Genomic DNA, 25,669 nt, shown 5'->3' on the forward strand with positions numbered 1-25,669 from the left:
CTCAATCACCTAGCCAGACCCGTTTAAGGGGGAGAACGTCAAAATCTTCATCTTCACTAACTATCGCTTGGAGACCGTTGTTCTCTATAACCGCAACGTGGAGGGCATCGGAGGGGCGGAGGTTGTACTGGAAGATAACCCCCTTGGCTGTTAAATAGTCCTGAAACGTTAGTGGAAGAACTCTAACCGCGGGCAGAACGATGTCGTCTATGAACTCGAGTGTATCCTTGTAAGCTATTCCGTACTTGCGCTTTGAGACGTGGATTAGTTCATCAAGAACCAGCACGTCCGTGTAGAGTTCATGCTTCTGAGTAAGGTCAGCGTAGAATTCATCGAGCTCGTCGGCGATATCATCTGGAATCCGCGAGTTGAGATAAACGAAAAGGTTTGTATCGATGAAGAGCTTCATTCCTCAATCCCCCAGACCTCGTCAAACTCGTCTTCAAGGCTTATCCCCTTCAGCTCTCCCAGTTTTGCCGGCTTAGTGCCTCTTCGCTTCTCGTGATACTCCTTGAGCTTTCTAAGGAGTTCCTCTTTGCTCGGTGGTTTTTTGATGACGAGACCTTCCTCCGTAGGCTCAACTATGACTTCCCCGCCCTCCTTTATGCCGTAGGCCTCGCGAAAAACCTTGGGGATGACAATCTGTCCCTTGGGGCCTACCTTCAAGCGTATGCTAACCAAAGGTATCACCCTGTATAACTCGCGGTTCAACAAAATAAAGCTTTCGAGAAAAGTCAAGAGGAAAACGCGCTCTCCCTGAGCTTCTCGTTGACAAATCGGACGAGCTTCTCAACGTCCCGTTCAATGGTATCGGGCTCGGGTTTCATGAGGACGTAGAAGACGTTTGTTTTAGGCGTCAGGGAGACGTGCTTGACGTTGTGGGGGTTTGAAAGGCTCTCGACGAGCTCCTTAAGTTTGATTACGTCCCGCTTCTTCTCGTAGAGTGCCTCGTATTCCTTGCCGGCTATCTCAATTGTCTCTCTCTGGAGAAAGTCCTCGTTCTCGATGTTCGGGCTGAGCCGGTAGTAGCCCTTCTGGATTAGGTGGGCCTCGCGCTTAATCTCTGCGAAGGGTCTGATGACAAAGTAAATCTTGTCGTGCCTGCTCGTGAGGAGAGCAACCGGGAAGTAGAGGAGGCTGTGCCTCGGGAGGAGCGTTAGCGTGTACTCGAACTTCCTGATGTTGTCGCGGTTGACCTTATACACCGCCCGGAAGCCGATGTAGCCACCGAGCCACACGTAGTCCTTGTCCTCGGGCTTTACAACCTCCTCGATTGAGCGGAGGTAGTGTTGCATCAGCTGGAGATTGAGCTTCCGGCCCTTGTAGAACTGAATCGATGTCAGCGCGGCAACAACCATGAGCGCGAACAGCAGGGTTGGACTTATTTCCATCATACATCACCCGGGTAATACCTCTGGAGTGTAGTGTCGTCGAGTATTTCAAACTTTCCTATTCCCGCTTCCTCGAGTACCTTCACGATGTCCTTGATTATCCTCGCCTGAACCGGCCAGGCGAGGGCGCTTGAAACCGGACCTGGAGGAGTGTTCCGGGCGAAGGCGAGGTATATCTGTATCCCCTCCTCATCTTCAATAATCGTCGAAACGAGCCCCTCGCTCACGATGTCAACCCCGGTGAAGGGGTTCTTAACTGATTTCAGCAACTCAAGAACCTCCTCCTTCAAGAATCATTCCCCCGAGCCTTCTGAGCCAGTCGAGGCCCCTCGGCTCCTCCGCGAACATCGGGAGCTTTATGACGTCTATGCCCCTGAACTTCCGCTCGACCTCTTCGAGAACCCTCTTCTGGGCCTCCATCTTGACCTTCAGCTCCGGAACCTCTTCCTTGAGCTGGATTACCTTGTTCACCACTATGAGCCTCAGCGGGACGTTGAACTTCTTCAGGCTCCCGTAGGCCCTCTCGGTCTCGTAGAGCGGGAGCATCTCGGGGTTCATAACGGCAACGACGCTCGTTTTCTCGGGGTTGGTTATCACCTTCTCGACGAATTCAACTTCCCTCCTGTACTGGAGGAGCTCCCTCATAACGGGGTCTTCCGCCTCGTCTTTCGGGAGCTTGAACTTCTCCCCGTCTATCTCGTACTCTTCCTCCCCCTTGATTTTGGCTATCGCCTTCCTCCTCTGGAGTATCTTGCGCCTTATGTCAATCAGCTTGTCTGCCCATATCAGGGAAATCCTCGGAAGGGCGAGAACGCGGAGCGTTAGGCCCGTGGGAGGAGTATCGAAGACGATAACGTCCCACTTGTCACCTTCGCTCAGGATTTCCCTTATGGCCTCAAGCGTCGCGTACTCCTCGATTCCCGGGGAGTAGCTGAGGACCTCGAAGTACTTCTCGAGGTTTATGACTGTCAGATAGCGGTACATGTTCTTGAGGTTCTTCTCGAGGTGCTTGAGATAGGCCTTAATCAGCTTCTCCATGTCGAGTTCGCTCGCGTAGAGGTTGTCGAGGATTCTCTTAGGCTTGTCGTTCAGCTTCTCCATGAGGACGTCGCCGAGGTTGTGGGCGGGGTCGAGGGACACTATCAGCGTTTTGTATCCCCTCTCGGCCAATCCAACGGCTATTGAAGCGCTCGTCGTGGTTTTGCCGACCCCACCCTTTCCTATGACAAAAAGGACCCTGAAGCCCTCCTTGGGAACGAGGTACTCCCTCATGCTACCACCTCAGTCTATATCGAACATTCCGGCGACTTCAGCGAAGACGTCGTCGAGGTTCACGGCGCGACTCTCCATAACGCGGATTTCCTTGACCATGTGGGGCATGAGCCTCATGACGAGCGTGGTTGGTGGACTTGGGATTCCCACGAACGAACCCATCAGGATGAGCGCGAAGACGTTCTCGAGTTCCCTCAACTCGAACTCTATGTACTCCGTCGATTGATGCTTGAAGGCCTCGCCGAATCCCTTCAAGAAGTCACGAATCTTCTGCAAGCTCTCACCTCCAGAAGGAAAAAGGAAAGAACGAAAGCCTCAGCTGGCCATCGCGGCGTACTCCTCGGCCGGCTTCTTCCATGCCACGTACCAGTCGATGACCAGCATCAGGTTCAGGAGCAGGCCCACGATGGTTATAATGCTGACCCAAGTCTGCCCCTTGGGTATCGAGACGTAGACGAGGAACCATATCAGTGCCGCGGTCACTGTAATCCAAAGGAAGAGCGCTGGGATTATCACCGCCCACTTCCAGGTGCCCTTTGGATTCTGGACCTTTGCAACCCAGAGAGATGCCGTCATGAGGGCAATGCTGGCGAGCATCTGGTTCATACCGCTGAAGGCCGGCCAGATGATGAGCCAGTTGCCTCCCCAGGCCATGTAGATTCCGAAGAACACGAGGATTAGTGACGCGACCCACTTGTTCTTGAGAGCCTCTAATATGTTGTTTAGGGTCTTCAGGATTCCTAGTAGTTTGGATTCTTTCTTCTCCTTTGACTCTCTTAACTTCTGTTCTTCCTCTTTTATCTTCGCCTGGATTCCACCAATGGCCATCTCCATGATTTCCTGCCAGGCAAAGCGACCGAGCCTCGTCGCAGTGTCGAGCGTGGTCAGGGCGAACGCCGCGACCCAGAGGCTCGCGAAGAGCGCCGCACCCTCCGCGGAGACTCCAAAGGCGTTGTGGACACCGAGGGCGTAGCTCTTGGCGAAGATTCCGACCTTGAGCTTGTGGGAGACGACCTGAATGGCGTACTGGCTTCCCCAGTTGTCGTAGGTAACCGGTATCTTGAGGGTCTGGAAGACCTGGAGTCCGTAGACGGCTATGGACGATATAACGAGCGTTGAGAGGAAGCCCTCGGTGAACATTCCACCGTAGCCGACCATGAGGCCGTGAAGCTCGTTGTCAAGCTGTTTGCTGGTTGTTCCCGAGCCGACGATGGAGTGGAATCCGCTCAGCGCTCCACAGGCGATGACCAGTGGAATCGTTGGCCAGAACGGTGAGGGCTTGCCACCGACGACGTTGGCGCTCCAGCTGGTGAAGGCCGGTGCCGTGAAGGTTCCGACACCCTTAATTCCGACGATTATGAAGGCAAGGCCACCGAGAATCAGTCCAAACCAGAGTATGTAGGCGTTGAGGTAGTCCCTGGGCTGGAGCAGAATCCAGACGGGCAGTGAGGAGGCTATGATGACGTACAGACCGAGGGCGATGAGCCAGGTGTGGGTGCTGGCGTGTATCGGGTACTTGAAGCCGACGTATATTGCACCGATGAGCATCAGGATTCCTATTACAGTACCAAGCTTGAAGTCAATCTGCCACTTGTAGAGGAGCAGGCCGAGGATTACCGCAACGAGCATGAAGAGCCATGAGGCCGTTGCCGCTCCAGGAGTGCTGTAGAAGATACCGCTGATGACCGCTCCGAAGGCCGCGACGACGAGCACGAGCGAGAACCAGACGTAGAGCTCGAAGGCCATGCTAGTCCTCTTGCTCATGAGCTTTCCTGCAATCCACTGGACAGACTTACCATCGTAGCGCACAGATGACATCAGTGCCAGATAGTCATGAACGGCACCGATGAAGACGTTTCCGAACCAGACCCACAGGAGTCCCGGAAGCCATCCCCAGGCCATTGCAACAGCAGGACCGACGATTGGTCCCGCTCCAGCGATACTGGCGAAGTGGTGGCCGTAAAGCACTACTGGGTTCGCTGGGACGTAGTCAACGCCATCGTAGAGCTTGTGGGCGGGTGTTGGCCTGTTGGGGTCTGCCCTGACAACCTTATTCTGCAGGGCCTTACCGTAGCTAAAATACAAACCGACGTAAATGGCCGCCGCTATCAAGATTATTACAGCCGAGTTCATGGTTGCACCTCCACTGGGGTTTTGCACTACAATGTACATATTGTGTACTTAAATGCCTTTCGGCAAAAAGCCGAAAATATTTCGACTTTTCACGGAAAGGAGGAGGAAAAAAGAGATTTTCAATGAAGCGGGCTTAACACGACTCCTCGTTACCCGAGTTCTACGAGCGGGTCGCCGGTGTTTACGGTGTCGCCTTCCTTCACGTAAAGCTTCTTCACAACGCCGTCTTTCGGAGCGGGAATCTCGTTCTCCATCTTCATGGCCTCAAGCACAACCAACCCCTGGCCAGTCTTAACCTCCTGCCCCTCGCTCACGAGGACCCTGAGAATCTTACCCGGCATTGGAGCAGTAACAGTGTTGGGCGAAGCACCCGCGGGAACCGGCGAAGGAGCCGGAGCACTAACCGGAGCAGGAGCAGAAACTGATGCAGGGGCTGGAGCAGAACCCGCCGAGGGAGCGCTGACATGAGCCGGAACGGCTCCTCCAACCCCCGACAGGTATCCAAGCGCCTTCAAATCAACACCCTCGATGCCGACCTCGAACTCGACGCCGTTGACGTATATCTTCACCTTCGAGGCCTTTTTGGGCGGTTCGACCTTCACCCGTCCCTCAGCCCTCGCCCTGAAGAACTCGAGGGCGACCTCGGGGAAGAGGCAGTAGGTTAGAACGTCCTCCTCCTTGTGGAGGTAGCCGAGCTCCTCAAGCTTCTTCCTGCACTCCTCGAGTTGAGGCTTGAGCAGGCTTCCCGGCCTCTCGGTTATCGGCTCCTCGTCGCCGAGGACGAGCCTTTTGAGTTCCGGGTTTATCTCCGCCGGAGGCCTTCCGTAGAGGCCCCTAATGTAGTCCTTGACCTGCTGGGTTATCTGCTTGTAACGACCAAAGAGGACGTTGAGAACGGCCTGCGTTCCAACTATCTGGCTCGTCGGGGTAACCAAAGGAGGCCAGCCGAGGTCTTCTCTAACGCGCGGAATCTCCTCGAGAACCTCATCGAGCCTGTCGAGGGCGTTCATCTCCTTGAGCTGGGCGATGAGGTTGGAGAACATTCCGCCGGGAACCTGGTACTTGAGGACGTATGGGTTGACCATGAGCGTCTCCTTGTGAAGTAACCCCCAGTACTTCTCCTCGAGGAGTTTCTTCAGGTATCGGGAAATCCTGTGGATTAGCTCCCTGTCGAGGTGAGAACCTACGGCCTCGGGAAGGGCGTGCCATATGGTCTGTATTCCCGGCTGGGCCGTTCCGAAGGCGAGCGGGCTTATGGCAGTGTCGATGTAATCTGCCCCTGCTTCCACCGCCTTCAGATAGGTCGCCACCGCCATTCCCGTCGTCGAATGGGTGTGGACGTTAACGGGGACGCCATAGGTCTCCTTTATCTCACTGACCAGCTCGTAGGCCTTCCAGGGGGTAAGCAGGCCGGCCATGTCCTTAATCGTTATGACGTCAACGTCGAGCCTTAAGAGCTCCTCGACCTTCTTCATGTAGTACTCCAGCGTGAAGATTTTGCCTGTGGTGTAAGCTATCGCCCCCTGAACCTCCGCTCCGACTTCCTTGGCCTTTTTTATGGCCACTTCCATGTTCCTGACGTCGTTGAGGGCGTCGAAGACGCGGAAGATGTCTATTCCGTTCTTATGGGCAAGCTCCACGAACTTCTCAACGACATCATCGGGATAATGCCTGTAGCCGACGACGTTCTGACCGCGAAGGAGCATCTGGAGCTTCGTCTTCCTTATGTGCTCCCTAAGGAGGTGGAGCCTCTCCCAGGGGTCCTCCTTAAGATAGCGTATGCAGACGTCGAAGGTCGCCCCACCCCAGACTTCCATCGAGTAGAAGCCTATTTTGTCCATCGTTTCGGCGATTTTCAGCATGTCCTCAGTCGTCATTCTCGTCGCTATCAGCGACTGGTGAGCGTCACGGAAAGTCGTGTCTATAATCTCGACCCTCGCCAATTCCATCACCTCCGGTGCGCAGAAGAGTACGTAGCTTTAAAAGTCTTACGACGGGAAAAGAAGAAGAATTAGACAGCTGTCGAAATCAGAGCAATCCCTCGGCCTTAGCTGCTTCCTCAGGGTCCTCGTTCCTGTGGATTACCCTGAGAAGGGCCTTTATGAAGGGCTCCGGGTTCTCGCGCTGGAAGATGTTCCTCCCGACGACAGCTCCAGAACCACCGGCCTCTATGACCTCCCATACGAGCTTGAGGAAATCAACTGGGTTTTCCGTCTTTGCCCCTCCGCTGAGGAGAACGGGAACACCGGCTGCTGCATCGACGACCTTGGCGAAAGTCTCCTTTGAGCCGGTCCAGTAGGTCTTTATCATGTCCGCGCCACTCTCTGCCGCAGCCCTCGCCCCGTACATGACGACGCGGTAGTCCTCTTTCCGGCCATACTTTTCGTTTATGTATGGTCCGCGTGGATAGGCGAACTGCACGACCGGGAAGCCGAGGTCGTGGGCGTAGCTCGCTATCTCCGCGAACTGACGCATCATAACGTCCTCCTGAGGTGAGCCCCAGTAGACGGTCGCCGCTATCGCGTCGGCGCCGAGCTTGACGGCATCCTCAACGAAGCCGAGCTGGCTCTGGAGGAGCTGTTCCTCCTTGGGGCGGAGGGTGGTCTTGCTGGTGAGCTTTATCATCAAACCGACGTTGGGCTTGACCTCGTCGCCGGCAATCCTCGCGATTCCGGGGAGCATCATCACGCCGTCTATTCCCGCCCTGACGACCTTGCGGAGGATTATCCTCGGGTTAACGTGCTCCCAGTGCTCCTCAAAATCGGTCGGCCCGTGCTCGAAGCCGTGGTCCATCGCGAAGATTAACGCCCTTCCGTCCCTTCTAAAAAACCGCCGGAGTCTCCTCCGGATACCAACGCTCTGGTATGCGTCCATTTACATCACCGTGAGTGATATATTCAAGGGGGATTTAAGGTTTTCCCTGTGATTATTACCACCCCCAATGGTTTTCCGCAATCGTTTAAATCCCTTTCGACGAACGATGAAGTGGTGTTCAATTATGGAGTGGCGGATAATCAGGCTCACAGAGGTAAGCTCAACCAATGATTACGCGAGAGAGATAGCGGAGGACGTTCCCGAGGGGACCGTTGTGGTTGCCAAAAGACAGACCTCGGGACGGGGCCGAAAGGGCCGGAACTGGGCCTCCCCAGAAGGGGGCCTCTGGATGACGGCCATTCTAAAGCCAAGGTCGAGCCCGGAACACGTCCCGAAGCTGGTCTTCATCGGGGCTCTTGCTGTCGTTGACACACTCGCAAGGTACGGCATTCCGGCCGAGATAAAGTGGCCAAACGACGTCCTCGTTGATGGAAGGAAGATAGCCGGAATCCTGAGTGAGTGCAAGCTCAACTCCTTCGCCCTTCTCGGCATAGGCCTAAACGTCAACAACAGGGTTCCAGAAGAGCTAAGGGACAGTGCCGTTTCAATGGCGGAGTTGCTCGGGGGAGAACCGGAAGTGGAGAGAGTTCTCGACGCACTGCTCAGGTCGCTTTCCTACTGGTACAGTCTCTTCAAGAGCGGTCGCCACGGGGAGATATTGCGGTCGGTGCGAACCCGGAGCGCGGTTATAGGAAAGGACGTTGTGATACTCGAAGACGGGGAAATTGTGATTAGAGGGCGCGCCGTTGGGATAGACGATTCCGGGGCCCTCCTGGTGGATACCGGCGAATCCGTGGAGAGGGTACTATACGGCGACGTTTCTCTGCGCTTCCCGTGAACCTATGCTCATATTTTGTCATTTTATCAAAAATTCTGCGAAAAAGTTAAAATCATGGTGTCATAAATATTAACCCCGCCGGTTAACTTTTTGTATATTGCTTGAATAGCAGGGGGTGAAAAGATGGGCCTACTGAGAAAGTACCTCGACTACCCGGTTCTATGGAAGATACTCTACGGTTTAATTTTGGGTGCGATTTTCGGACTCGTGGCGGGTCATTTTGGCTGGACTGACTTCGTGGCGACGTACATTAAACCCTTCGGTGACCTGTTCGTCAGACTGCTGAAGATGCTCGTGATGCCGATTATCCTCGCGTCGCTGGTCGTCGGTGCGGCGAGCATAAGCCCCGCTCGCCTCAGTCGCGTCGGTGTCAAGATAATACTCTATTACCTTGCTACGTCCGCTATGGCGGTGTTCTTTGGCCTCATCGTCGGCAGGCTCTTCAACGTCGGGGCGAACGTCCACCTTGGTTCGGGAACCGGTAAGGCCATCGAGGCCAAAAGCCCCTCCCTCGTCCAGACCCTCCTCAACATAGTGCCGACCAACCCCTTCGCCTCGCTTTCAAACGGCGCCGTTCTCCAGACGATATTCTTCGCCATAATTCTGGGAATAGCGATAACCTACCTTATGAACAGGCAGGAGGAGCGCGTTAGAAAGTCCGCAGAAACCCTGCTGAGGGTCTTTGACGGCCTGGCCGAGGCGATGTACCTCATCGTCGGTGGTGTCATGCAGTACGCGCCGATAGGTGTCTTTGCCCTTATCGCCTACGTCATGGCCAAGGAAGGATTGAAGGTCGTCGGGCCCCTCACCAAGGTCGTCGTCGCCGTTTACCTCGGTCTCTTCCTCCAGATTGTCGTGACGTACTTTGCCCTCCTCAAGCTCTTCGGCATCGACCCGATAAAGTTCATTAAGAAGGCGAAGGACGCGATGCTCACCGCTTTCGTCACGAGGAGCTCAAGTGGAACCCTGCCAGTGACCATGCGCGTCGCGGAGGAGGAGATGGGCGTTGACAGGGGAATCTACTCCTTCACGCTTCCACTCGGCGCCACGATAAACATGGACGGAACCGCGCTCTACCAGGGTGTCACGGTGCTCTTCGTTGCCAACGCCATCGGCCACCCGCTCACGCTGAGCCAGCAGTTGATAGTAGTCCTCACGGCCGTTCTTGCCTCGATAGGAACAGCGGGCGTTCCCGGTGCCGGAGCGATAATGCTCGCGATGGTCCTCCAGAGCGTCGGCCTCGACCTCAGCCCCGGAAGCCCCGTTGCACTCGCCTACGCAATGATTCTTGGCATTGACGCGATACTCGACATGGGCAGAACGATGGTCAACGTTACCGGAGACCTGACTGGAACGACGATAGTTGCCAAGACTGAGGGAGAGCTCGACGAGAGCAAGTGGCGCGACTGACCCTTTCCTTTAATTTTGGGCAATTTGGGCAAACTTAATATACCCTCTCCCGTTTTTAAGGCCAGGACAACTGGAGGTAAAGTTACATGAGGAAGCTTGGATTTTTGGTAGTCGCTCTTCTGCTCGTCGGAATTATCGCGGGAGGAGTTTCAGCATCGAGCGACTACAAAGAGGTTCAGAAGAACGAGTACTGGGTTTCATGGGACGGAAGCGCCAACGTATCCCTAAAGACAATATTTTACAGTCCTGAGGACATGGTCAACAAGACGAAGCAGAGCATACTTCAGATGGGACTCAAAAACGCGACGCAGTTGTTCATAAGCCAGGAACAGCAGGTTCTTTCACAGCTCGGTCTCAGCCTGGAGAACGCAACAGCCCAAATCCTCGGCTACAACACAACGGGACCCCTCGTGACCGTAATAAACGGCACCATTCCCAACTTCGCGCGCTACTACTCCTACGATAACGCCTGGGAGATTTCACTTGACGCCCTACGCATAGTTGACCTCTCAAGGATTGACCCGACGGCAGTTAACGGCTCGATGTACCTTGAAAACTACTTCACCGTGCACCTTCCACCCGGGGCCAAGATTGAGAACGTCACCAAGGGCTTCAAAGTTGAGTCCAACGGCAGTTACATCCAGCTGGACGTCAACGTGACCGGGGACACCGTTAGGGCTCACTCGATTATCTACCTCAAGAAGGGTATTACAAAGGACGACCTGAAGGTTCTGTACGCCAAGCTTGAGCCCGTGATGATTAAGTACACGGGAAAAGCCGGCGTGGAGAACTACACCACCTGGGAGATGAGAATTTACAACAACATAACCGTCGAAGGCGACAAAACAATCCTCGACACCGTTGAGGAGTACGTTAAGCCGGAGGCATACATTAATTACATAAAAGTCCAGTTCGCATACCAGGGACTCCAGCAGGCCGAGCAGAGCATTTACCAGAAGTACGCCCAGATGTTCCAGAGCAAGGGCATAAAGGTCATCTCCGGCAACGTCTCGATACTCAACGTCAACTCAACTGGGCCGTTGGTGGTGAAATACCACTGGGTTCTCCAGGGATTCGTGAGCAAGGTCAACAACACGTACATCTACGACTACGACCCGAAGCTTGAACTCGGAAACATGAGCTTTCCCTACAGGCTCAACGCTGCCATCAACGAGACGAAAGTTACCAGGATTAAGCTTCCGGAAGGCTACGAGTTCGTTTCACTCCCACAGAGCATAGACGTCAAAACAAAGGCAGGTAGCGTTGTGATGAAGGTAACCAAGCTCAACGACAGAGAAGTCCTCATAGAGAGCAACGTGTACATCCGCTACGGCGTCCCAGCCGATGCTTACAAGGCTCTTATGGCGCAGGTCCCAGACAACGTCGAGTTCAAATACGTTGTCAAAGCCGAAGAAGGAAACGGCATCTGCGGACCGGCCCTTATAGTTGGCCTCGCCGTTCTGCCACTCCTCCTCAGGAGGAGGCGCTGACCCTCTTTTCTTTCCCCCACGAAAAAGCTTAAAAACGCATTCCCAAAGCATCAACAGGCATTGTGAGGGGAGGTGTGACCATGTCAAGGTACAAGCCACTCGCCAAGAAGCTCAGGCTCGCGAAGGCTAACAAGCAGAACAGGCGCGTTCCCGTCTGGGTTATCGTTAAGACGAACAGAAAGGTTCTCACCCACCCGAAGAGGAGGCACTGGAGGAGAACCAAGCTCAAGGAGTGAGGTGATGTAGATGCCGATTAAGCCCGGTCAGGAAGTCATATTCGTCGTTCCCATCAGGAAGATAAAGAAGCGCGTTCCGCGCTGGAAGAGGGCCCCGAGAGCGGCTCGCTTCGTCCGCGAGTGGATAGCGAGGCACGCCAAGGCCGAGGAGGTCAAGCTCGACCCGGCCGTCAACGAGAAGCTCTGGGAGCGCGGAGCGGAGAAGCCACCCAACAAGCTCCGCGTTAAGGTCGTCGTCGAGGAAGTTGACGGCAAGAGGGTTGCGAAGGTCTCCCTGGCCTGATTTTAACCACTTTTTAGAGGTGAAGAGATGCACATCGAGAGGCTCGATTTTGAAAACTCTCCATATATCGGCGTTTACGGCTTCGCCACCGACAGGGTAGCCATCATTAGAGAGGGCCTCGGCGAGAAGAAGTTAGAGACCCTCAGAGAAGTTCTGAAGGTCCCGCTCATCGAGACGAGCGTCATGAAGTCGCGCATCGTCGGCATATTCGTTGCCGGCAACTCCAACGCCCTGATAGTCCCCTGGTACATCTGGGACGCCGAGCTCGACTTCATAAACGACCAGCTCAGGGAGTACGGTATTGACATGGAGGTCGTCCCCTTCCAGAGCAGGCTCACCGCCTTCGGAAACCTGATTCTCGCCAACGACAAGGGTGCTTTAGTTAGCAAGGACTTCACGATGGAGGAAGCGAGGAAGATTGAGGACATACTCGGCGTTCCGGTTGAGCGGGGAGTCATAGCCGATTACACCGCGGTTGGAAGCGTCGGCGTCGTTACCAACAAGGGCGGTCTCGTGCACCCCGAGGCGACCGACGAGGAGCTTGAGTGGCTGAGCGACCTCTTCAAGGTCGATATATACGTTGGAACCGCCAACATGGGCGTTCCCTTCGTTGGCTCGTGCATGATAGCCAACTCGCACGGCGTCGTCGTCGGACACCTGACGACGGGTCCTGAGATAGTGAAGATTGAAGAGGCTTTAGGCTTCCTCGGATAAAGCTTAAAAGTTCACCTTCAAAGGCCCGCTGAAGGAGGGATGGAAATGGAGGTCAAGGTCTACCGCGTTAAGGGAATCTTCCAGAGGGGTAAGCTCAAACAGCCCTTCACCAAGGAGTACCGCGCTCTCAAGCCGGAGCACGTCGTTGAGCTGGTTTATTCGGAGATAGGGAGCAAGCACCGCGTTCCAAGGACCAAGATATGGATTGAGAGCATCGAGGAGATAAAGCCGGAAGAGGCCGAGAACCCGATAGTCAGGAGGCTCAGCCTCGAGCTCTGATTTCTCTTTTCCACCCCAGAACCCTTGACTGATAGTGCCTCTTGGGGAAGATTTTGAGCGGGTCTATGCCATTCTCCCTGAGGAGATACCTCAGCTCGACCTCGTAGTCTGCCTTTTCAAGCTCCTCGCTCTCCCGGATTTCGACTACAAAGAGCCTCTCGGTCAGCTCGCGTATCGTCTTGTAGCCGAGGCCGAGGAGGGGCCGAATGTAGGCAACGCCGAAGCGGTCCTCCAGCGACCTCGCTTTAGGCAAATCGAGGAGCGGAACCCTGTCGTCTCTCCGCGTCCCATCACTCACCTTTTCCACCTCGGGAAGAGAAGCCAGAGCCTCCAGAGCCCTTTCGTGAATGAACTGTATCGCGTTGTTCGGGTGGCCGTCGCTTATTGCCATCTCCCCTGCTGTTTCAAGGATTTCACGGGGAAGCTCCAGAACTCTATGCTTGAAGCCGAGCCTTTCAGCGGTCTCCCTCGCGTACCTCCAGTTGTCGAGCAGGCCGAAGGTGACCGTTACGAGCTCAACCTCGTAGCCGAGCTGGCTTAGAATCCACGCCGACAGACTTGAATCCTTCCCGCCGGAGTAGAGGTGGTGAACCTTCATCGTCATCACCGTCCCGGGCTTATTAGCGACCGCAGGGGTTATTAAGGGTTGAGTGTAATACCATATCGGTGAAGGTAATGCCAGTCGTCACGAAGAAATACCAGGTCACGATACCCAAGGAGGTTCGGGAGGCGCTTGGAATAAAGGCAGGAGATGAGGTGGTTTTCGTTAGGGAGGGAAATCGTTACGTTTTGATGAAGCTTACTGACCTCCTCAAGGAGCTTAGCGAGATAACAAGCGACATAGACGAGACAGTTGAAGAAGTTAGGCAGGGACTGGCGAGGGGTATAGAACGCTCTCTGCGCGAGCTGGAGGGAGAGGAATGAACGTTGTGCTTGATACCAACGTCTTCAACAACAGGACCTTTCTCGAATGGTTGAGGCACTCAGACCTTGAGCCAGTAACGAGTTCGGTGGTTTATATGGAACTGCTCTACAAATATGCCAGACGAAAGGGTCTCGCCGAAGCTAGGAGCAAGTTAATGGCCGTTTTCAACTCGCTGGCAATTGAGGTTATGGACTTTGATTGGGAATGTGCAGAGCTTGCGGTGGAATCTGCCCTCGGTCGCTGGGACTTCTCGAAGAACGCGAGGGACTACATGATAGGCTCATTGGCTCTGAAGCTCAACGCTCCGCTGGTTACCTACAACAAGAAGCACTTCAGCTGGCTTCCCGAGGTTCTAACGCCTGAGGATGTCATGGAGAGGTTCGGCAAATAGCCTTAAAAGGCCAACCTTTTTAAGGCCCTTCCGGGCGAGAGGTTAAGAGGTGAGAGAGATGGAGAAACGCTTACCCGGTAAAGTGAGGAGAGCTCTGCGCGCGAGATACTACGACATCGAACCGCGAGCGTGGATTGGTAAGAAGGGTCTCGCCGAGAGCGTGATTGAGGAGATTGAGACACAGCTTGAGAAGGACGGTGTCCTTAAGGTCGAGATAAGGAAGGGAGCGCTCATCTCGACCGGAATGGACAGGAAGGCCATAGCGGAGAAGGTAGCTGAGCTCACCGACAGCGAGCTGATAGACGTCAGGGGCAAAAGGTTTATATTGTTCAAACCGAGGGAAGGCTGGGAAAGGTATTTAAGGCGCCTTGAAAGAAAGGCGTCGGCTGAGAGGCGGGAGAAGCCCGTCCGTAAAGTCAGGCTCGACATCGCTAACTTCAGGAAGAAGTTTAGAAAGGGGAGGGATTGAAAGATGGCGACTGTCTATGACGTTCCCGGTGACCTGCTCGTCGAGAGGGTCGCGCAGGCACTCAAAGAGGTTGAGGAGATAAAGCCCCCCGAGTGGGCGCCCTTCGTTAAGACCGGAAGGCACAAGGAGAGACTTCCAGAGCAGGACGACTGGTGGTACTACCGCGTTGCCAGCATACTCAGAAAGGTCTACATCGACGGCCCCGTCGGAATCGAGAGGCTCAGGACCTGGTACGGGGGCAGGAAGAACCGCGGACACGCCCCGGAGCACTTCTACAAGGCCGGAGGAAGCATAATCAGGAAGGCCCTCCAGCAGCTTGAAGCGGCCGGTTTCGTCCAGAAGGTTCCAGGAGAGGGAAGGGTCATAACCCCGAAGGGCCAGAGCTTCCTTGACAAGATTGCCACCGAGCTCAAGAAGGAGCTTGAGGAGCAGATTCCGGAGCTCAAGAAGTACTGAGCTCCCCTTTTCTCACATCCCACCCAATACCTTTTTAACTCCCGCTTCTGAGCCTGAACCGGAGGTGAGGGGCATGGCCGAGGACATTGAGGAGATTAGGAAGCGCAAGCTCATGGAGCTTCAGAAGAAGTACCTCGAACAGCAGAAGGCCCAGGAGGAGGCAATAAAGCAGGAGATGGAACTCCAGGCCCAGATTGACGCGATAATGAGGAAAATCCTGACGCCGGACGCGAGGGAGAGGCTCGGTCGCGTTAAGCTCGTCAAGCCGGAACTCGCGAGACAGGTTGAGCTCGTCCTCGTTCAGCTCTATCAGGCAGGCCAGATAAGGGAGCCGATAGACGACGCCAAGCTGAAGAAAATACTGGCCCAAATTGACGCGAGGACGAGAAGGGAGTTCAGGATTAAGTGGTAGCGGACGGTGCATTAATGGACGCGCGGGAGATAGTGAAGATTCTCGACGAAAAGGGAGAGGTCAGTCTCGACACCTGGAAGGTTGTCTCCGTGAGGAAGAACGAGGACGGCACGGCTGACGTCCTCTACAAGAACCGGCACGTGGGTAGTGAGGAGAACCCCGTTTTCCTCTGGATTTACGCCAACATAGTTGAAGACGACTGGGACGTTCGGGTTTTGGAGAGGATAACCTTCCAGAAGGAGGACCTGCTCTGGCTGTTGAAGTTCGTCTTTCCGAAAGTTAAGGTTTATAAGGGGCTTGCAAAATAGCCCGCCGGCCGGGGGTGTTTGAGTGAGCGGGAAGAGAGTGTGTCCCGTCTGTGGCTCTACCGAGTTCATTTACGACCCCAGCAGGGGTGAAATAGTCTGTAAGGTTTGCGGTTACGTCATCGAGGAGAACGTCGTCGATGAGGGGCCGGAGTGGAGAGCCTTCGACCCCAGCCAGAGGGAGAAGAGGGCGCGCGTTGGAGCGCCGGAGAGCATACTCCTCCACGATAAGGGTCTCTCGACCGACATAGGGATAGACCGCTCCCTCACCGGCCTGATGAGGGAGAAGATGTACCGCCTCAGGAAGTGGCAGAGCCGTTTGAGGGTCAGCGATGCCGCTGAGAGGAATCTGGCGTTCGCGCTCAGTGAGCTCGACAGGATAGCGAGCCAGCTCAAGCTCCCGAGGCACGTTGAGGAGGAGGCAGCAAGGCTCTACAGGGAGGCGGTCAGAAAGGGCCTCATAAGGGGTCGCTCAATTGAAGCGGTTATAGCGGCCTGCGTTTATGCAGCCTGCCGGCTTTTGAAGGTCCCCAGAACGCTCGACGAGATAGCCGACATCTCGCGCGTTGATAAAAAGGAAATCGGAAGGAGCTTTCGCTTCATAGCGAGGCACCTCAACCTCACCCCGAAGAAGCTCTTCGTTAAACCGACGGACTACGTGAACAAGTTCGCCGACGAGCTCGGCCTGAGCGAGAAGGTGCGGAGAAGGGCAATCCAGATACTTGAGGAAGCCTACGAGAAGGGCCTCACGAGCGGAAAGAGCCCGGCCGGTCTGGTTGCGGCGGCGCTCTACATAGCGGGACTGCTCGAGGGAGAGAAAAGAACGCAGAGGGAAGTGGCCGAGGTCGCGCGCGTCACTGAGGTCACAGTTCGGAACCGCTACAAGGAGCTCGTTGACAAGCTGAACCTCAAGATACCGCTTTAGCGGAACCAGCTCTCGAGCGTTCTCTGTTTTCCCGCCTTCACTGCTTTCTTTAGCCTCTCAAGGCCGTTCTTAACGCGCTCCTCGCTGAAGTCGTGCTCATCGCAGAGGAACCTGAGGATTCCCTCCTCGTCGGGCTCGCGCCACTTGAGCTCGTAGTCGTCCGTGACTGGCGGGTTTAGGAAGAATTCCTTTATCGCGTACAAATCAACGTCGCTCATCTTCTGGTACTTCGCCAGCGGGTCCTTCGAGCGCTTGACTATCGTCAGGGCCTTCTTGGGCCCGATTCCCTTGATTCCACCGGGGTTGTAGTCCGTCCCGACGAGAATGGCCAGCTCGATTAGCTTCTCCCTGTCTATGCCGAGCTCCTTGAGAACCTCCTCAAGGATTATGAGCTCGGGCTTAACCTCGACGTAGACGTTCTTCCCGGGGAGCTTTCTCCTCCCGGTTATCGTGAGGTTCCTGACGAGTCTCGGCGCCCCGAAGAGGAGGCTGTCGTAGTCCTGGCTCGCGGAGGCGTAGACGTCCTTCTTTGAGGCCATATAGGCGGCTTGAGCCTCACCCTCGCTCGGGGCCTGAACCACCGGAACACCCATTAACTGGAGCAGTTTCTTGGCGTCCTCTATGAGGGTCTCGTTTAGTTTAGTCGCCCTCATCGCGTACTTCTTGGCCTCCTCTATGTCACCCCTCTCAAGGGCCTCGTGCCACTTTTCCTCGGCTTCCTCTCTGGCTTCACGCCTCTTCTCAAGCTCCCGCCTCTTGAACGCCGGTGGTTCGCCGTCGAAAACATAGGCGGGCTTTATGCCAGCCTCCATCAGGTTAATCGTCCTGTAGAAGAACCCGCTCAGGTGAGAGGTTATCCTGCCCTTCGAATCCATGAGGGGGGTCCCATCGCGCTGTCTTATGGTCGAGAGGAACTGGTACATGGCGTTGAAGGCATCAATCGCCACTTTCTTTCCATAAAGCCTCTCCAGCTCGATTTCCTTCCGCGGAATCAGCTCGCCGATTTGGACTCCCATCTTCACCACCCAAGAAAAGTAGGGAAAGGAGTATTTAGGGTTTGCCTCGGCCTACCGGGTTGCTCATCACCGTTCAGGGAGGGGAAGGGTCGTCATCGGCTAAAGCTTCTTGATGCCGTGCGTTAGGAGGAACTCCTCGTGCTTCGTCCTCCTCTGCCTCTCCTGCACGTAAATCCAGCCCATAACGAAGATGAGCGATGCCATGCCAATGAGGGTCTGCCAGCCGAGCTGGTTGTAGTCAAGGGTGATTATAATCTTCCTCACCATCGCCAGAACGCCGAGCTCGACGACGTTCCTCATGCTGACGTGGTGCTCCTTGACGTACATGGTGAGCAGTTCAAAGATTTCGAGGAAGATTATGACGAGGACTATCTGGTGCAGGACCTCCTCGATGTTGAAGGCGTGGAAGCTCTCGGTGATTAGGTTGAACATCAGGTAAACGACGTAGCCCATAGTTATCGTGGCGAGGCCTATGACAACTATGTCGAAGAGCAAGCTGAGCCACTTCAGGAGGAGGTTCTCAATGATTCCAACGTCATGGTGCTTCCTTCCCATTTACACACCCAACCAATCCTTGGCCCATTCGCTAAAAACTTTTCGGCAAACCTAAGGGTTCTTCGAAAGCCTAAGAAATCCTCGCTGAGAATTTTGAAACATCAGTTGGGAACTTCAGGTGTTTTAACGTCCGTCGAGTCCGATATCGGCAAAAAGAGAAGGGAAAGGTTTTAACTGGCTTTTACAGACGTAAAAGTGTAAATGTCATCCGAGGTGATAAAAATGGTTGACCCGAACATCGAAGCCCTTTTCAGGCCGAAGAGCATCGCCGTGATAGGTGCCTCCGAGAAGCCGGGCAAGATAGGGTACGCGATTATGAAGAACCTCGTGGAGTACGGCTACGAGGGCAAAATATACCCCGTCAACATCAAGGGCGTTGAGATTAAGATTGGCAACCGCGTTTTCAAGTCCTACAAGAGCATTCTTGAGGTTCCCGATGAGGTCGACATGGCCGTCATCGTTGTTCCCGCCAAGTTCGTCCCGCAGGTCGTCGAGGACTGCGGAAAGAAGGGCGTTAAGGTTCTCCCGATTATCAGCTCAGGTTTCGGTGAGCTCGGTCCAGAAGGCAAGAAGGTCGAGGAACAGCTCGTTGAGACCGCCAGAAAGTACGGCATGAGAATCCTCGGCCCGAACATCTTCGGTGTCGTTTACACTCCAGACAAGCTCAACGCCACCTTCGGCCCGACCGACGTCCTTCCGGGTCCGCTCGCGCTCATCAGCCAGAGCGGTGCACTTGGAATAGCCCTCATGGGCTGGACTATCCTCGAGAAGGTCGGCCTCTCAGCGGTCGTCAGCGTTGGAAACAAGAGCGACATAGACGACGCTGACCTGCTCGAGTTCTTCAAGGAGGACGAGAACACCAAGGCCATACTCATCTACATGGAGGGAGTTAAGGACGGAAGGCGCTTCATGGAGACCGCGAAGGACGTCAGCAAGGTCAAGCCGATAGTCGTCATAAAAGCCGGAAGGAGCGAGCGCGGTGCCAAGGCCGCCGCTTCCCACACAGGCTCTCTCGCGGGAAGCGACAAGATTTACGATGCGGCGTTCAAGCAGGCGGGAATAATAAGGGCCTACACCATCGGCGAGGCCTTCGACTACGCGAGGACCCTCAGCAACCTCCCCGAGCCCCCTGGAGAGAACCTCGTCATAATCACCAACGGCGGTGGAATAGGCGTCATGGCCACAGATGCGGCCGAGGAAGCCGGCCTGCACCTCTACGACGACCTCGAACAGCTCAAGGTCTTCGCCAACTACATGCCACCCTTCGGTTCCTACAAGAACCCCGTTGACCTGACCGGTATGGCCGGCGCCGAGGGCTACGAGGGAGCCATCAAGGCCGCCCTTGAGCACCCGGAGATGCACAGCATAGCGGTTCTCTACTGTCAGACCGCTGTACTTGACCCGAGGGATTTGGCCGACATAGTCATCCGCGAGTACAACGCCAGCGGAAGAAAGAAGCCCCTCGTCGTTGCCATCGTCGGCGGAATCGAGGCCAAGGAAGCCATCGACAGGCTCAACGAGGAGGGAATCCCAGCCTATCCGGAGCCCGAGCGCGCTATCAAGGCCCTCGCGGCGCTTTACCGCTGGAGCAGGTGGAAGGCCAAGCAGGAGTGAAGCCTTCCCAAACTCTTTTATACTTTTACTGCGTAATTCGACCGGGGCGGTATGAAGCTCTGGTTGAGAATTTTAGGGGTCGTTCTCCTTGTCACAGGTCTCGTTCTCACTGCAACGTACAACCGGCCGGACTGCTCCGGAATAGCCTGTCCTGTGGTATTCCCTGCCCTCGAACTCTCGAGTGTCCACATTGAAAACGGGGGAAACGTAAACGCCTACGTTCTCGCCTTCGAGGGGAACTGTAGCGATGAGTCCTACGAGGTAATCTCCGATAACGGCCACATCTGGTTCCAAAGGAGGGGCTACCTCTACGCAACGGATGAAATCCGCCACTTCGAGGTCTTCTACGTTCCTGGATGCAGGGGAAACCTGACGCTCTACGCGGTCAGCACGTACTTCTCAGGTCTGGCTCCCCCAAACGTTACCTATGATGGCCACTTCGTCTTCCGCTCCGATTACCGGCTGAACCTGAGCGAGTTCTACGTGACCGCGTCCGGGCTCATCGGCTTCAAAGTCGGTGATCGGTTCAGCATTTTCTACAGCCCCGATTTCCACCGGCTGAAGGCCATTTACGAGAACGGGACCCTCCGCGTGGGCGACGTCCTCTACGAAAGGAACCTTTCGGGGATTGAGATACGCCGGGGGACCCGGGTCTCGGAACTCGTGGTTTACGACAACCCACGGGAGTACCTCCGGGCAAGAAACTGCACCGAGCACTACAGGGAGATTGTTGAGGCCTGCCGGGCCAGCGGTTCTCCAGAATACCAGTTCCCCATTGGAATCGTCATGGCCTTCGCCGGTCTCGTCCTGCTCCTGCTGGGATTGAAAGGGAGGTGAAACCATGAAAAAGAAGCTTGCAGTACTCGGAGTTGCCCTGATACTTGTGGGGGCGGTTCTCTTCGTTTATTCCAGCTCTGGAAATTCGGGCTCCGTGAACAGTGCGGATATTCACTTCTCGTGGGCTGGAATCAGGGTTGTTCAGAACGGTGGTTCCGTCGATGCCCACATCCTGGCAGTTCGCGTGCCCGTGAACTGGAGCTCCATCACCGTTGTAAACAACCCCGACGGGGGAAGGTACGTTTTCGTCAGGCGCGGTGACCTCTACTATCCGGAACAACCGGTTTACTTCAAGAACATCTACGTGGAGAACCTCCCCCCACGGGAGAACGTCACGGTCTACTATGCGTCGGGAGATTATGCAGGCATTCTACGGGTTGAAGCAGACCACATCACTGTGAGCCCCGGGTCAGGAGGAATTCACCTGCTCCTCGACTCCGACGGCTTCAAGGTCAACGTCACCGAACCCAGAGGGGCCATTTACGTTGGCAGTACGCCTGCCATGGTTTTCTCAAACGACTCCTTCCGGGTCGGAAACAGAACGTTCCCCGGAACACCCGTTCAGCTCCTCCTTTCGTATGCCCCCTGCGCTGGTAAGGGAATTGGCTACATCGTAATGGTATCCACTCCCGGTGGCTCAAATGTGTACAACGGCATCATTAAAACCCCCGAAACGACAACCCCAACCAAAGTAACCTTTGCCCCCGGTTTCAGGTTCACAACCCTTCTGGTGCTCCACAATTACACCACGTATATGAAAGCGTATTTCGGGATTTCCTGCCCATCCAACAGCTCCAGGGGAGGCCTCAGCTGGCCCTTAATTCTGGCGATTTCAGGTTCTGTCCTCGTGCTCGTGGCACTGTTCAAGAGATAAGGGGGTGTAAGCGTGCTCATAGCACTCATAAGCGATATTCATTCGAACCTTGAGGCCCTTGAAGCCGTGTGGGACGAGATTAAGGAAGCAGACACTTTCCTCTGCATGGGTGACCTCGTTGGCTACGGCGCTTCCCCGAACGAGGTCGTTGAATTTGTGCGGAAGCAAATGGAGAGGAGAACCTTTCTCTGCATCCGCGGGAACCACGACAACGCCATAGCCTTCGGCGCGGACTGGAGCTTCAACCCCTACGCGAGGCAGGCTGTAAGGTGGCACCAGCGCGTCATTACTGTCGAGAACCTTGAGTTCCTCAGACGACTTCCGGTAAGGCAACTCTTCACGGACGACACGGGCAGAAGCTACCTTCTCATCCACGGCTCGCCGAGGGCCCCCCTCGACGAGTACCTCTTCCCCTGGCTTCCCGAGAGCGAGTTTAGAGCGGTTCTGAGCTACGTCCGCCAGGACGACCTGCTTCTCGGCCACACACACGTGCCGATGCTGAAGGTGATTGAGGGGAGACGGATAATAAACCCGGGCTCGGTGGGCCAGCCAAGGGACGGGGACTGGAGGGCGAGCTACGCGCTGATAGACACGGAAACGGGAGAAGTGACCTTCCATCGCGTCGAATACGACGTTGAAGAGAGCGCGAGGAAGATAATAGAGGCAGGATTGCCAAGGTTTTTAGCGGACAGGCTCTTCGAGGGCCTTTAGTCCTTTTTCTTCAGACCGCCTTCGAGTGTTCCCCTCGGTCTCGGGGAGGTTGCCTTCGGAAGGCGTTTGAGCTTGGAGCGGACGGCGAGCTTGTTGGTGTCTATTATTATGACCTCGCCTATGCTCTTCACCGCGCTCACGGGGATGAGGAGAAGCCCCTCGTGGTCTGTAACGAACTCGCTCGTGTCGAGGTCCTCGTCGGGCTCGGCGACGATTACAAGGATTTCACCGGTCTCCTCGTCGAAACTGAGGTCGTAGACCCACCCGAGTCTTATTCCAGTGTCAGTTATGAGCTCAACATCCCTAAGCTTGGATGCCATTATCTTGACCATCTCCGCCACCTCTGGGATTAATCGTGTAACCCCTTGGGGATTAACGTATAAAACCTTTTTCCAAAGGAATCCAAAAACGGGAAGGGAATCAAGCCTTCTTGGCCTGCAACTCCTGCGCCCTCTTAGCCAGCTCCCCGAGCTGGGCCTCAAGCTTCTTAAGCGCTTCCTGGGTCTTCGCGATTGCCTCATCGTACTCCTTTATGCGCTCCTCGAGGTATTCGATGGCGCTATCGAGGTTCTTCTCGACGGCGTAGCCGGCGCCAACGCTCACAATCGCGTTCTCCTTGTCGGTTATCCTGCCCTTGAGGAAGGAACCGGCCCCAATCGGAACGAGGATTTCAACCTCTCCCTCGGTCTTCTTGAGCTCCTCCAGCGTCTCCTTGACGGCCTTGAACTCGTCCCTTCCAAGGGTGAGGAGCTCAAGGTTCTGGGCCAGCAACTGAGCCTGCGCCTGCAGGAGCTGATACTCGTAAGCGAGCTTCTCCATCTCCTTCTCAACCATCGCTACCACCGGAGAAACTACGGAGGGAGGCTTTTAAGGTTTGGGTTAAAAGAAAAGGGGAATCAACCGAGGATTTCCTCAGCGATTCTCTCGGCAATCTCCTTGAGCGCTTTGCTCGCCGGGCTGTCGGGGAAGGCCTCGACAACCGGCTTAAGCATCGCCATGCTCTTTGGAATGGCCCTGTCGTAGGGGACCTCGCCGATAATGGGAATCCCCTCGGCCTCGGCCCACTCCCTAAGGGCGGTAAAGCCCGGGTTCAGGTCGGCCTTGTTGACTATCAGGTAAGCAGGTTGCCTGAAGTGCTGGACGACCTTGTAAGCCCTCTGAACGTCGCTGAGCGAGGCGGGAGTAGGCTCAGCAATCAGTATCGTCAAATCGGCCCCGCCTATGCTCGCTATCACCTGACAGCCAATTCCAGCAGCGGAGTCAACTATCATGTGCTCCAGGTTGAGCTCGTCCATCAGCTTCTTTGCCCACTCCTTCTCCTCGGTGACGAGCTTACCGCTCTCGGGCCTGCCGACGTCGAGCTGGGCCGAGATTATCGGGAATCCGTACTTGGTGGTTGCCTTTCTGATGACGCCGGAGCGGGCCTGCTCAAGGGTTATAGTGCCCGGAACTGGGCAGACAAGGCCACAGACGTTGCAACCCTCGCAGGTGAGCTCGTTGACGACGTAGTTGCCGTCCTCGTCGATGTAGATGCTCTCGTATGGACATCTTTCATAGCAGATTCCACAGCGGACGCAGGTCTCGGTGTTTATCCTAGCAACCTTAGCCCCGATGTGCTCGCGCTCCTTATCCCATTCCTCAACGCCGAGGAGAAGGCCGAGGTTCGGCGCTTCGGCATCCGCATCAACCGCTATGAGCCTGTATTTATCCTTCAGGAAGTAGAGGAGCGAGGCCGTTATCGTGCTCTTCCCGACGCCACCCTTACCGCTCGCAATCGCTACCTGCATCACTCATCACCTCCAAGGAAGTCGGCAACCTTCTCGGCCAGCTCGCGGAAGATTTTCGCCTCGGGAACGTCCTCAAGGACGATAGGCCTTCCGCTTACGTAGCTCCTCACGATGTTTTCGCTGTAGGGGATTTCAGCGACGACCTCAGCGCCGTACTTCTCCGTTATCTCCCTGACCTTCTCAACGTCGCCGAGGTCCGAGCGGTTGACCACGACCCATGTCTTGAGGCCCATCAGCTTTCCGAGCTTTAGAATCAGCTCGGTGTCGTGGATTCCGAGCGGGGTCGGTTCGGTGACCGCTATGAGGAGCCTTGACCCCTCAATCGCCTTCGAGACTGTGTTGCCGGTTCCAGCGGCGGTATCAACCATCAGGAGCTCGTAGTTGAGGTTTCTGGCCCTCTTCTTGGCCTCAACGACGAGGGGCATCGAGCGCTCCTCGCCTTCCCTAAGCTTCCCGGTGACGAGGGTGAAGCCGTAGGGCGTTTCCGTTACGTAGGTGTGCCCGATGACGCGGAAGGCTTCCTGAATAGCGCCGGGAACGGGGCAGACTATCTCACAGGCCCGACAGCCGGAACAGAGGTTCGGCATGAGGAAGGGCGTTCCGTCCTTGAGGGTGATTATCGCGTGCTCCTCGCAGACTTCCGCACACTTCCTGCACTTGGTGCACTTCGAGTAGTCAAACTTCGGCATGAACTGGTTCACCGGCTCTTCCCCGGCCAGCTCAACGCCGAGGAGCAGGTGGTCGTTCGGCGCCTCTACGTCCAAATCCGCCAGGACGAGTTTGAAGCGCCTCGCAAGCTCGACCGCAAGGTTAATCGCGACGGTTGACTTTCCAGTTCCTCCCTTTCCACCGCTCACGGCTATCTGCAAGCTCTCACCTCCAGGAATTAGGGGAGCCGAATTCCTTTTAAGCTTTGTGCATAATCACGAAAAGTCGCGAAAGGTTTTTATTCACAAAGCGTTATTAAAACCCGGTGATGCGAATGGAGAGCGTCGTTAGGATAGAGAAGAAGAAGGCCGAAGTTTACAGGGCATTGATTCCGCTCGTCCCGAGGGACTTCAAGGATGACCTTAAACTGCTCGCGAGCCACGCCGAGAGGAACGCGAAGCTCCTCGAGGGCGTTGAGGTACCTGCTGACACGAAGGGCCTACGGGAGGTCGAGGTTGCCCTCGAGTTCCTCGAGAAGGCACTCGCCGACCCAGAAGCGACCGTTGAGGACTACTACCGCTACGCCATCGACGCCGAGGAAGCGACGGCAAGGCTTTACTCGGAGCTGAGCATGAGGGCTAAATCAGAAAAGACAAGGAGGCTCTTCCGCTGGCTGGCGGAGATAAGCAGGGAGCACGCCGAAATCCTCAGGAGACACCTCGAGATGTGGGAGTTCATGCAGGAGAACGTTGAAGAGGAGGAGATTCCAGAGGATTTAATCGAGCAGTGGTTCGAGGACATCGACCTGTGATTAGGCTCCCCTA

At 55.4% G+C, this 25,669-nt stretch carries 35 protein-coding genes; 19 read left to right on the forward strand and 16 right to left on the reverse strand.

Translation table 11 applies throughout. The features are described 5' to 3' along the window. Window position 1: 1 nt before the first annotated feature. The 9 genes from E3E28_RS00260 to fba all read right to left on the reverse strand — a co-directional run bounded on the left by E3E28_RS00260 (window position 2) and on the right by fba (window position 7,670). Entirely contained in the window at window positions 2-409 is a 408-nt protein-coding gene (locus tag E3E28_RS00260) for a type II toxin-antitoxin system VapC family toxin (protein ID WP_167913582.1), read from the reverse strand. Beyond that, window positions 406-690 (reverse strand): AbrB/MazE/SpoVT family DNA-binding domain-containing protein, encoded by a 285-nt coding sequence (locus E3E28_RS00265; RefSeq protein WP_342764454.1) that lies wholly within the window; start codon window positions 688-690, stop codon window positions 406-408. The genes E3E28_RS00260 and E3E28_RS00265 overlap by 4 nt, the downstream gene beginning before the upstream one ends. A gap of 44 nt (window positions 691-734) precedes the next feature. Further along, complete coding sequence (locus E3E28_RS00270) at window positions 735-1,391, reverse strand: hypothetical protein (RefSeq protein ID WP_167913583.1); 657 nt, start codon at window positions 1,389-1,391, stop codon at window positions 735-737. Next, window positions 1,391-1,681: an iron-sulfur cluster assembly protein gene (locus E3E28_RS00275; RefSeq protein WP_167913584.1), complete on the reverse strand. Its 291-nt coding sequence runs from the start codon at window positions 1,679-1,681 to the stop codon at window positions 1,391-1,393. The genes E3E28_RS00270 and E3E28_RS00275 overlap by 1 nt, the downstream gene beginning before the upstream one ends. Continuing rightward, on the reverse strand, window positions 1,662-2,663 hold the full coding sequence (locus tag E3E28_RS00280) for an ArsA family ATPase (RefSeq protein WP_167913585.1): 1,002 nt from the start codon (window positions 2,661-2,663) through the stop codon (window positions 1,662-1,664). Before E3E28_RS00280 ends, E3E28_RS00275 begins: the two co-directional genes overlap by 20 nt. 9 nt (window positions 2,664-2,672) lie before the next feature. Further along, window positions 2,673-2,939 carry a hypothetical protein gene (locus E3E28_RS00285; RefSeq protein ID WP_167913586.1) on the reverse strand — a complete coding sequence of 89 codons (267 nt, stop codon included), beginning with the start codon at window positions 2,937-2,939 and terminating at the stop codon, window positions 2,673-2,675. A 39-nt stretch (window positions 2,940-2,978) separates the two neighbouring features. Beyond that, the gene (locus E3E28_RS00290) at window positions 2,979-4,796 is read right to left on the reverse strand and encodes a carbon starvation protein A (RefSeq protein WP_167913587.1); all 1,818 of its coding nucleotides are present in this window, start codon (window positions 4,794-4,796) and stop codon (window positions 2,979-2,981) included. A gap of 149 nt (window positions 4,797-4,945) precedes the next feature. Next, window positions 4,946-6,739, reverse strand: a complete 1,794-nt coding sequence (locus tag E3E28_RS00295; RefSeq protein WP_167915042.1) for a pyruvate/oxaloacetate carboxyltransferase — start codon at window positions 6,737-6,739, stop codon at window positions 4,946-4,948. Between the two features lie 85 nt (window positions 6,740-6,824). Further along, complete coding sequence (gene fba / locus E3E28_RS00300; RefSeq protein WP_167913588.1) at window positions 6,825-7,670, reverse strand: class I fructose-bisphosphate aldolase; 846 nt, start codon at window positions 7,668-7,670, stop codon at window positions 6,825-6,827. Between the two features lie 124 nt (window positions 7,671-7,794). Here fba and E3E28_RS00305 point away from each other — a divergent pair, with 124 nt between their 5' ends. From E3E28_RS00305 to rpl18a, 7 genes are all read left to right on the forward strand, one after another. Then, window positions 7,795-8,508: a biotin--[acetyl-CoA-carboxylase] ligase gene (locus E3E28_RS00305; protein ID WP_167913589.1), complete on the forward strand. Its 714-nt coding sequence runs from the start codon at window positions 7,795-7,797 to the stop codon at window positions 8,506-8,508. Window positions 8,509-8,631: 123 nt separating this feature from the next. Next, window positions 8,632-9,918, forward strand: a complete 1,287-nt coding sequence (locus tag E3E28_RS00310; protein WP_167913590.1) for a dicarboxylate/amino acid:cation symporter — start codon at window positions 8,632-8,634, stop codon at window positions 9,916-9,918. Window positions 9,919-10,004: 86 nt separating this feature from the next. After that, on the forward strand, window positions 10,005-11,408 hold the full coding sequence (locus E3E28_RS00315) for a CGP-CTERM sorting domain-containing protein (protein ID WP_167913591.1): 1,404 nt from the start codon (window positions 10,005-10,007) through the stop codon (window positions 11,406-11,408). Between the two features lie 80 nt (window positions 11,409-11,488). Beyond that, window positions 11,489-11,644, forward strand: a complete 156-nt coding sequence (locus tag E3E28_RS00320) for a 50S ribosomal protein L39e (protein ID WP_167913592.1) — start codon at window positions 11,489-11,491, stop codon at window positions 11,642-11,644. Between the two features lie 10 nt (window positions 11,645-11,654). Continuing rightward, window positions 11,655-11,927, forward strand: a complete 273-nt coding sequence (locus E3E28_RS00325; protein WP_167913593.1) for a 50S ribosomal protein L31e — start codon at window positions 11,655-11,657, stop codon at window positions 11,925-11,927. 27 nt (window positions 11,928-11,954) lie between these two features. Next, entirely contained in the window at window positions 11,955-12,641 is a 687-nt protein-coding gene (locus E3E28_RS00330) for a translation initiation factor IF-6 (protein ID WP_167913594.1), read from the forward strand. A gap of 45 nt (window positions 12,642-12,686) precedes the next feature. Next, window positions 12,687-12,920, forward strand: a complete 234-nt coding sequence (rpl18a, locus tag E3E28_RS00335) for a 50S ribosomal protein L18Ae (protein WP_042690358.1) — start codon at window positions 12,687-12,689, stop codon at window positions 12,918-12,920. Here the strand turns inward: rpl18a and E3E28_RS00340 are convergent. After that, entirely contained in the window at window positions 12,904-13,518 is a 615-nt protein-coding gene (locus E3E28_RS00340) for a hypothetical protein (protein WP_167915043.1), read from the reverse strand. The genes rpl18a and E3E28_RS00340 overlap by 17 nt on opposite strands. Window positions 13,519-13,595: 77 nt before the next feature. Between E3E28_RS00340 and E3E28_RS00345 the strand changes: the two genes are divergently transcribed. The 7 genes from E3E28_RS00345 (at window position 13,596) to E3E28_RS00375 (ending at window position 16,803) form a co-directional block, all read left to right on the forward strand. After that, window positions 13,596-13,844, forward strand: coding sequence for an AbrB/MazE/SpoVT family DNA-binding domain-containing protein (locus tag E3E28_RS00345; protein WP_014121793.1), 249 nt, complete (start codon window positions 13,596-13,598; stop codon window positions 13,842-13,844). Next, entirely contained in the window at window positions 13,841-14,236 is a 396-nt protein-coding gene (locus tag E3E28_RS00350; protein ID WP_167913595.1) for a type II toxin-antitoxin system VapC family toxin, read from the forward strand. The genes E3E28_RS00345 and E3E28_RS00350 overlap by 4 nt, the downstream gene beginning before the upstream one ends. A 58-nt stretch (window positions 14,237-14,294) precedes the next feature. Beyond that, a complete protein-coding gene (locus E3E28_RS00355) occupies window positions 14,295-14,705 on the forward strand; it encodes a YhbY family RNA-binding protein (RefSeq protein ID WP_014121791.1) in 411 nt (136 codons plus the stop codon). 3 nt (window positions 14,706-14,708) lie between these two features. Then, entirely contained in the window at window positions 14,709-15,161 is a 453-nt protein-coding gene (locus E3E28_RS00360; RefSeq protein WP_042690366.1) for a 30S ribosomal protein S19e, read from the forward strand. Between the two features lie 73 nt (window positions 15,162-15,234). After that, the gene (locus E3E28_RS00365) at window positions 15,235-15,573 is read left to right on the forward strand and encodes a DNA-binding protein (RefSeq protein ID WP_167913596.1); all 339 of its coding nucleotides are present in this window, start codon (window positions 15,235-15,237) and stop codon (window positions 15,571-15,573) included. 14 nt (window positions 15,574-15,587) lie between these two features. Further along, a complete protein-coding gene (locus E3E28_RS00370; protein ID WP_042690371.1) occupies window positions 15,588-15,881 on the forward strand; it encodes a hypothetical protein in 294 nt (97 codons plus the stop codon). A gap of 22 nt (window positions 15,882-15,903) precedes the next feature. Then, window positions 15,904-16,803 (forward strand): transcription initiation factor IIB, encoded by a 900-nt coding sequence (locus E3E28_RS00375; protein WP_042690374.1) that lies wholly within the window; start codon window positions 15,904-15,906, stop codon window positions 16,801-16,803. On the opposite strand, the gene fen is transcribed toward E3E28_RS00375, so the two are convergent. Both fen and E3E28_RS00385 read right to left on the reverse strand, forming a co-directional pair. Next, window positions 16,800-17,819: a flap endonuclease-1 gene (fen, locus tag E3E28_RS00380; RefSeq protein ID WP_167915044.1), complete on the reverse strand. Its 1,020-nt coding sequence runs from the start codon at window positions 17,817-17,819 to the stop codon at window positions 16,800-16,802. The genes E3E28_RS00375 and fen overlap by 4 nt on opposite strands. 99 nt (window positions 17,820-17,918) lie before the next feature. Continuing rightward, entirely contained in the window at window positions 17,919-18,374 is a 456-nt protein-coding gene (locus E3E28_RS00385) for a phosphate-starvation-inducible PsiE family protein (protein ID WP_167913597.1), read from the reverse strand. A 222-nt stretch (window positions 18,375-18,596) separates the two neighbouring features. Here E3E28_RS00385 and acs point away from each other — a divergent pair, with 222 nt between their 5' ends. From acs to E3E28_RS00405, 4 genes are read left to right on the forward strand one after another with little or no spacing between them, the layout of a single operon-like run. Beyond that, window positions 18,597-19,988: an acetate--CoA ligase alpha subunit gene (gene acs, locus E3E28_RS00390; RefSeq protein ID WP_167913598.1), complete on the forward strand. Its 1,392-nt coding sequence runs from the start codon at window positions 18,597-18,599 to the stop codon at window positions 19,986-19,988. A gap of 51 nt (window positions 19,989-20,039) precedes the next feature. After that, window positions 20,040-20,825, forward strand: coding sequence for a hypothetical protein (locus E3E28_RS00395; RefSeq protein ID WP_167913599.1), 786 nt, complete (start codon window positions 20,040-20,042; stop codon window positions 20,823-20,825). 4 nt (window positions 20,826-20,829) lie between these two features. Continuing rightward, the gene (locus E3E28_RS00400; protein ID WP_167913600.1) at window positions 20,830-21,699 is read left to right on the forward strand and encodes a hypothetical protein; all 870 of its coding nucleotides are present in this window, start codon (window positions 20,830-20,832) and stop codon (window positions 21,697-21,699) included. Window positions 21,700-21,711: 12 nt separating this feature from the next. Beyond that, window positions 21,712-22,410, forward strand: coding sequence for a metallophosphoesterase family protein (locus E3E28_RS00405; RefSeq protein WP_167913601.1), 699 nt, complete (start codon window positions 21,712-21,714; stop codon window positions 22,408-22,410). Here the strand turns inward: E3E28_RS00405 and E3E28_RS00410 are convergent. From E3E28_RS00410 to E3E28_RS00425, 4 genes are all read right to left on the reverse strand, one after another. Then, window positions 22,407-22,742: a PRC-barrel domain-containing protein gene (locus tag E3E28_RS00410; protein WP_042690390.1), complete on the reverse strand. Its 336-nt coding sequence runs from the start codon at window positions 22,740-22,742 to the stop codon at window positions 22,407-22,409. The two genes, E3E28_RS00405 and E3E28_RS00410, sit on opposite strands and share 4 nt — an antisense overlap. 88 nt (window positions 22,743-22,830) lie before the next feature. Then, the gene (gene pfdA, locus E3E28_RS00415) at window positions 22,831-23,244 is read right to left on the reverse strand and encodes a prefoldin subunit alpha (RefSeq protein WP_167915045.1); all 414 of its coding nucleotides are present in this window, start codon (window positions 23,242-23,244) and stop codon (window positions 22,831-22,833) included. A gap of 62 nt (window positions 23,245-23,306) precedes the next feature. Further along, window positions 23,307-24,197, reverse strand: coding sequence for a P-loop NTPase (locus E3E28_RS00420; RefSeq protein WP_167913602.1), 891 nt, complete (start codon window positions 24,195-24,197; stop codon window positions 23,307-23,309). Further along, a complete protein-coding gene (locus E3E28_RS00425; RefSeq protein ID WP_167913603.1) occupies window positions 24,197-25,066 on the reverse strand; it encodes a P-loop NTPase in 870 nt (289 codons plus the stop codon). The genes E3E28_RS00420 and E3E28_RS00425 overlap by 1 nt, the downstream gene beginning before the upstream one ends. 107 nt (window positions 25,067-25,173) lie before the next feature. Here E3E28_RS00425 and E3E28_RS00430 point away from each other — a divergent pair, with 107 nt between their 5' ends. Then, window positions 25,174-25,656 carry a ferritin family protein gene (locus E3E28_RS00430; protein WP_240921673.1) on the forward strand — a complete coding sequence of 161 codons (483 nt, stop codon included), beginning with the start codon at window positions 25,174-25,176 and terminating at the stop codon, window positions 25,654-25,656. The last annotated feature ends 13 nt before the right edge of the window (window positions 25,657-25,669 follow it).

Source organism: Thermococcus sp. 21S9, assembly GCF_012027635.1.
Taxonomy (GTDB): Archaea; Methanobacteriota_B; Thermococci; order Thermococcales; family Thermococcaceae; genus Thermococcus.

Bases quoted from the DNA above. Each gene is read 5' to 3' on its own strand.
- E3E28_RS00260 (WP_167913582.1), bottom strand. From the start codon at position 409: ATGAAGCTCTTCATCGATACAAACCTTTTCGTTTATCTCAACTCGCGG.
- E3E28_RS00270 (WP_167913583.1), bottom strand. From the start codon at position 1,391: ATGGAAATAAGTCCAACCCTGCTGTTCGCGCTCATGGTTGTTGCCGCG.
- E3E28_RS00280 (WP_167913585.1), bottom strand. From the start codon at position 2,663: ATGAGGGAGTACCTCGTTCCCAAGGAGGGCTTCAGGGTCCTTTTTGTC.
- E3E28_RS00290 (WP_167913587.1), bottom strand. From the start codon at position 4,796: ATGAACTCGGCTGTAATAATCTTGATAGCGGCGGCCATTTACGTCGGT.
- fba (WP_167913588.1), bottom strand. From the start codon at position 7,670: ATGGACGCATACCAGAGCGTTGGTATCCGGAGGAGACTCCGGCGGTTT.
- E3E28_RS00305 (WP_167913589.1), top strand. From the start codon at position 7,795: ATGGAGTGGCGGATAATCAGGCTCACAGAGGTAAGCTCAACCAATGAT.
- E3E28_RS00310 (WP_167913590.1), top strand. From the start codon at position 8,632: ATGGGCCTACTGAGAAAGTACCTCGACTACCCGGTTCTATGGAAGATA.
- E3E28_RS00315 (WP_167913591.1), top strand. From the start codon at position 10,005: ATGAGGAAGCTTGGATTTTTGGTAGTCGCTCTTCTGCTCGTCGGAATT.
- E3E28_RS00320 (WP_167913592.1), top strand. From the start codon at position 11,489: ATGTCAAGGTACAAGCCACTCGCCAAGAAGCTCAGGCTCGCGAAGGCT.
- E3E28_RS00325 (WP_167913593.1), top strand. From the start codon at position 11,655: ATGCCGATTAAGCCCGGTCAGGAAGTCATATTCGTCGTTCCCATCAGG.
- E3E28_RS00330 (WP_167913594.1), top strand. From the start codon at position 11,955: ATGCACATCGAGAGGCTCGATTTTGAAAACTCTCCATATATCGGCGTT.
- rpl18a (WP_042690358.1), top strand. From the start codon at position 12,687: ATGGAGGTCAAGGTCTACCGCGTTAAGGGAATCTTCCAGAGGGGTAAG.
- E3E28_RS00340 (WP_167915043.1), bottom strand. From the start codon at position 13,518: ATGAAGGTTCACCACCTCTACTCCGGCGGGAAGGATTCAAGTCTGTCG.
- E3E28_RS00345 (WP_014121793.1), top strand. From the start codon at position 13,596: ATGCCAGTCGTCACGAAGAAATACCAGGTCACGATACCCAAGGAGGTT.
- E3E28_RS00350 (WP_167913595.1), top strand. From the start codon at position 13,841: ATGAACGTTGTGCTTGATACCAACGTCTTCAACAACAGGACCTTTCTC.
- E3E28_RS00355 (WP_014121791.1), top strand. From the start codon at position 14,295: ATGGAGAAACGCTTACCCGGTAAAGTGAGGAGAGCTCTGCGCGCGAGA.
- E3E28_RS00360 (WP_042690366.1), top strand. From the start codon at position 14,709: ATGGCGACTGTCTATGACGTTCCCGGTGACCTGCTCGTCGAGAGGGTC.
- E3E28_RS00365 (WP_167913596.1), top strand. From the start codon at position 15,235: ATGGCCGAGGACATTGAGGAGATTAGGAAGCGCAAGCTCATGGAGCTT.
- E3E28_RS00370 (WP_042690371.1), top strand. From the start codon at position 15,588: ATGGACGCGCGGGAGATAGTGAAGATTCTCGACGAAAAGGGAGAGGTC.
- fen (WP_167915044.1), bottom strand. From the start codon at position 17,819: ATGGGAGTCCAAATCGGCGAGCTGATTCCGCGGAAGGAAATCGAGCTG.
- E3E28_RS00385 (WP_167913597.1), bottom strand. From the start codon at position 18,374: ATGGGAAGGAAGCACCATGACGTTGGAATCATTGAGAACCTCCTCCTG.
- acs (WP_167913598.1), top strand. From the start codon at position 18,597: ATGGTTGACCCGAACATCGAAGCCCTTTTCAGGCCGAAGAGCATCGCC.
- E3E28_RS00395 (WP_167913599.1), top strand. From the start codon at position 20,040: ATGAAGCTCTGGTTGAGAATTTTAGGGGTCGTTCTCCTTGTCACAGGT.
- E3E28_RS00400 (WP_167913600.1), top strand. From the start codon at position 20,830: ATGAAAAAGAAGCTTGCAGTACTCGGAGTTGCCCTGATACTTGTGGGG.
- E3E28_RS00410 (WP_042690390.1), bottom strand. From the start codon at position 22,742: ATGGTCAAGATAATGGCATCCAAGCTTAGGGATGTTGAGCTCATAACT.
- pfdA (WP_167915045.1), bottom strand. From the start codon at position 23,244: ATGGTTGAGAAGGAGATGGAGAAGCTCGCTTACGAGTATCAGCTCCTG.
- E3E28_RS00420 (WP_167913602.1), bottom strand. From the start codon at position 24,197: ATGCAGGTAGCGATTGCGAGCGGTAAGGGTGGCGTCGGGAAGAGCACG.
- E3E28_RS00430 (WP_240921673.1), top strand. From the start codon at position 25,174: ATGCGAATGGAGAGCGTCGTTAGGATAGAGAAGAAGAAGGCCGAAGTT.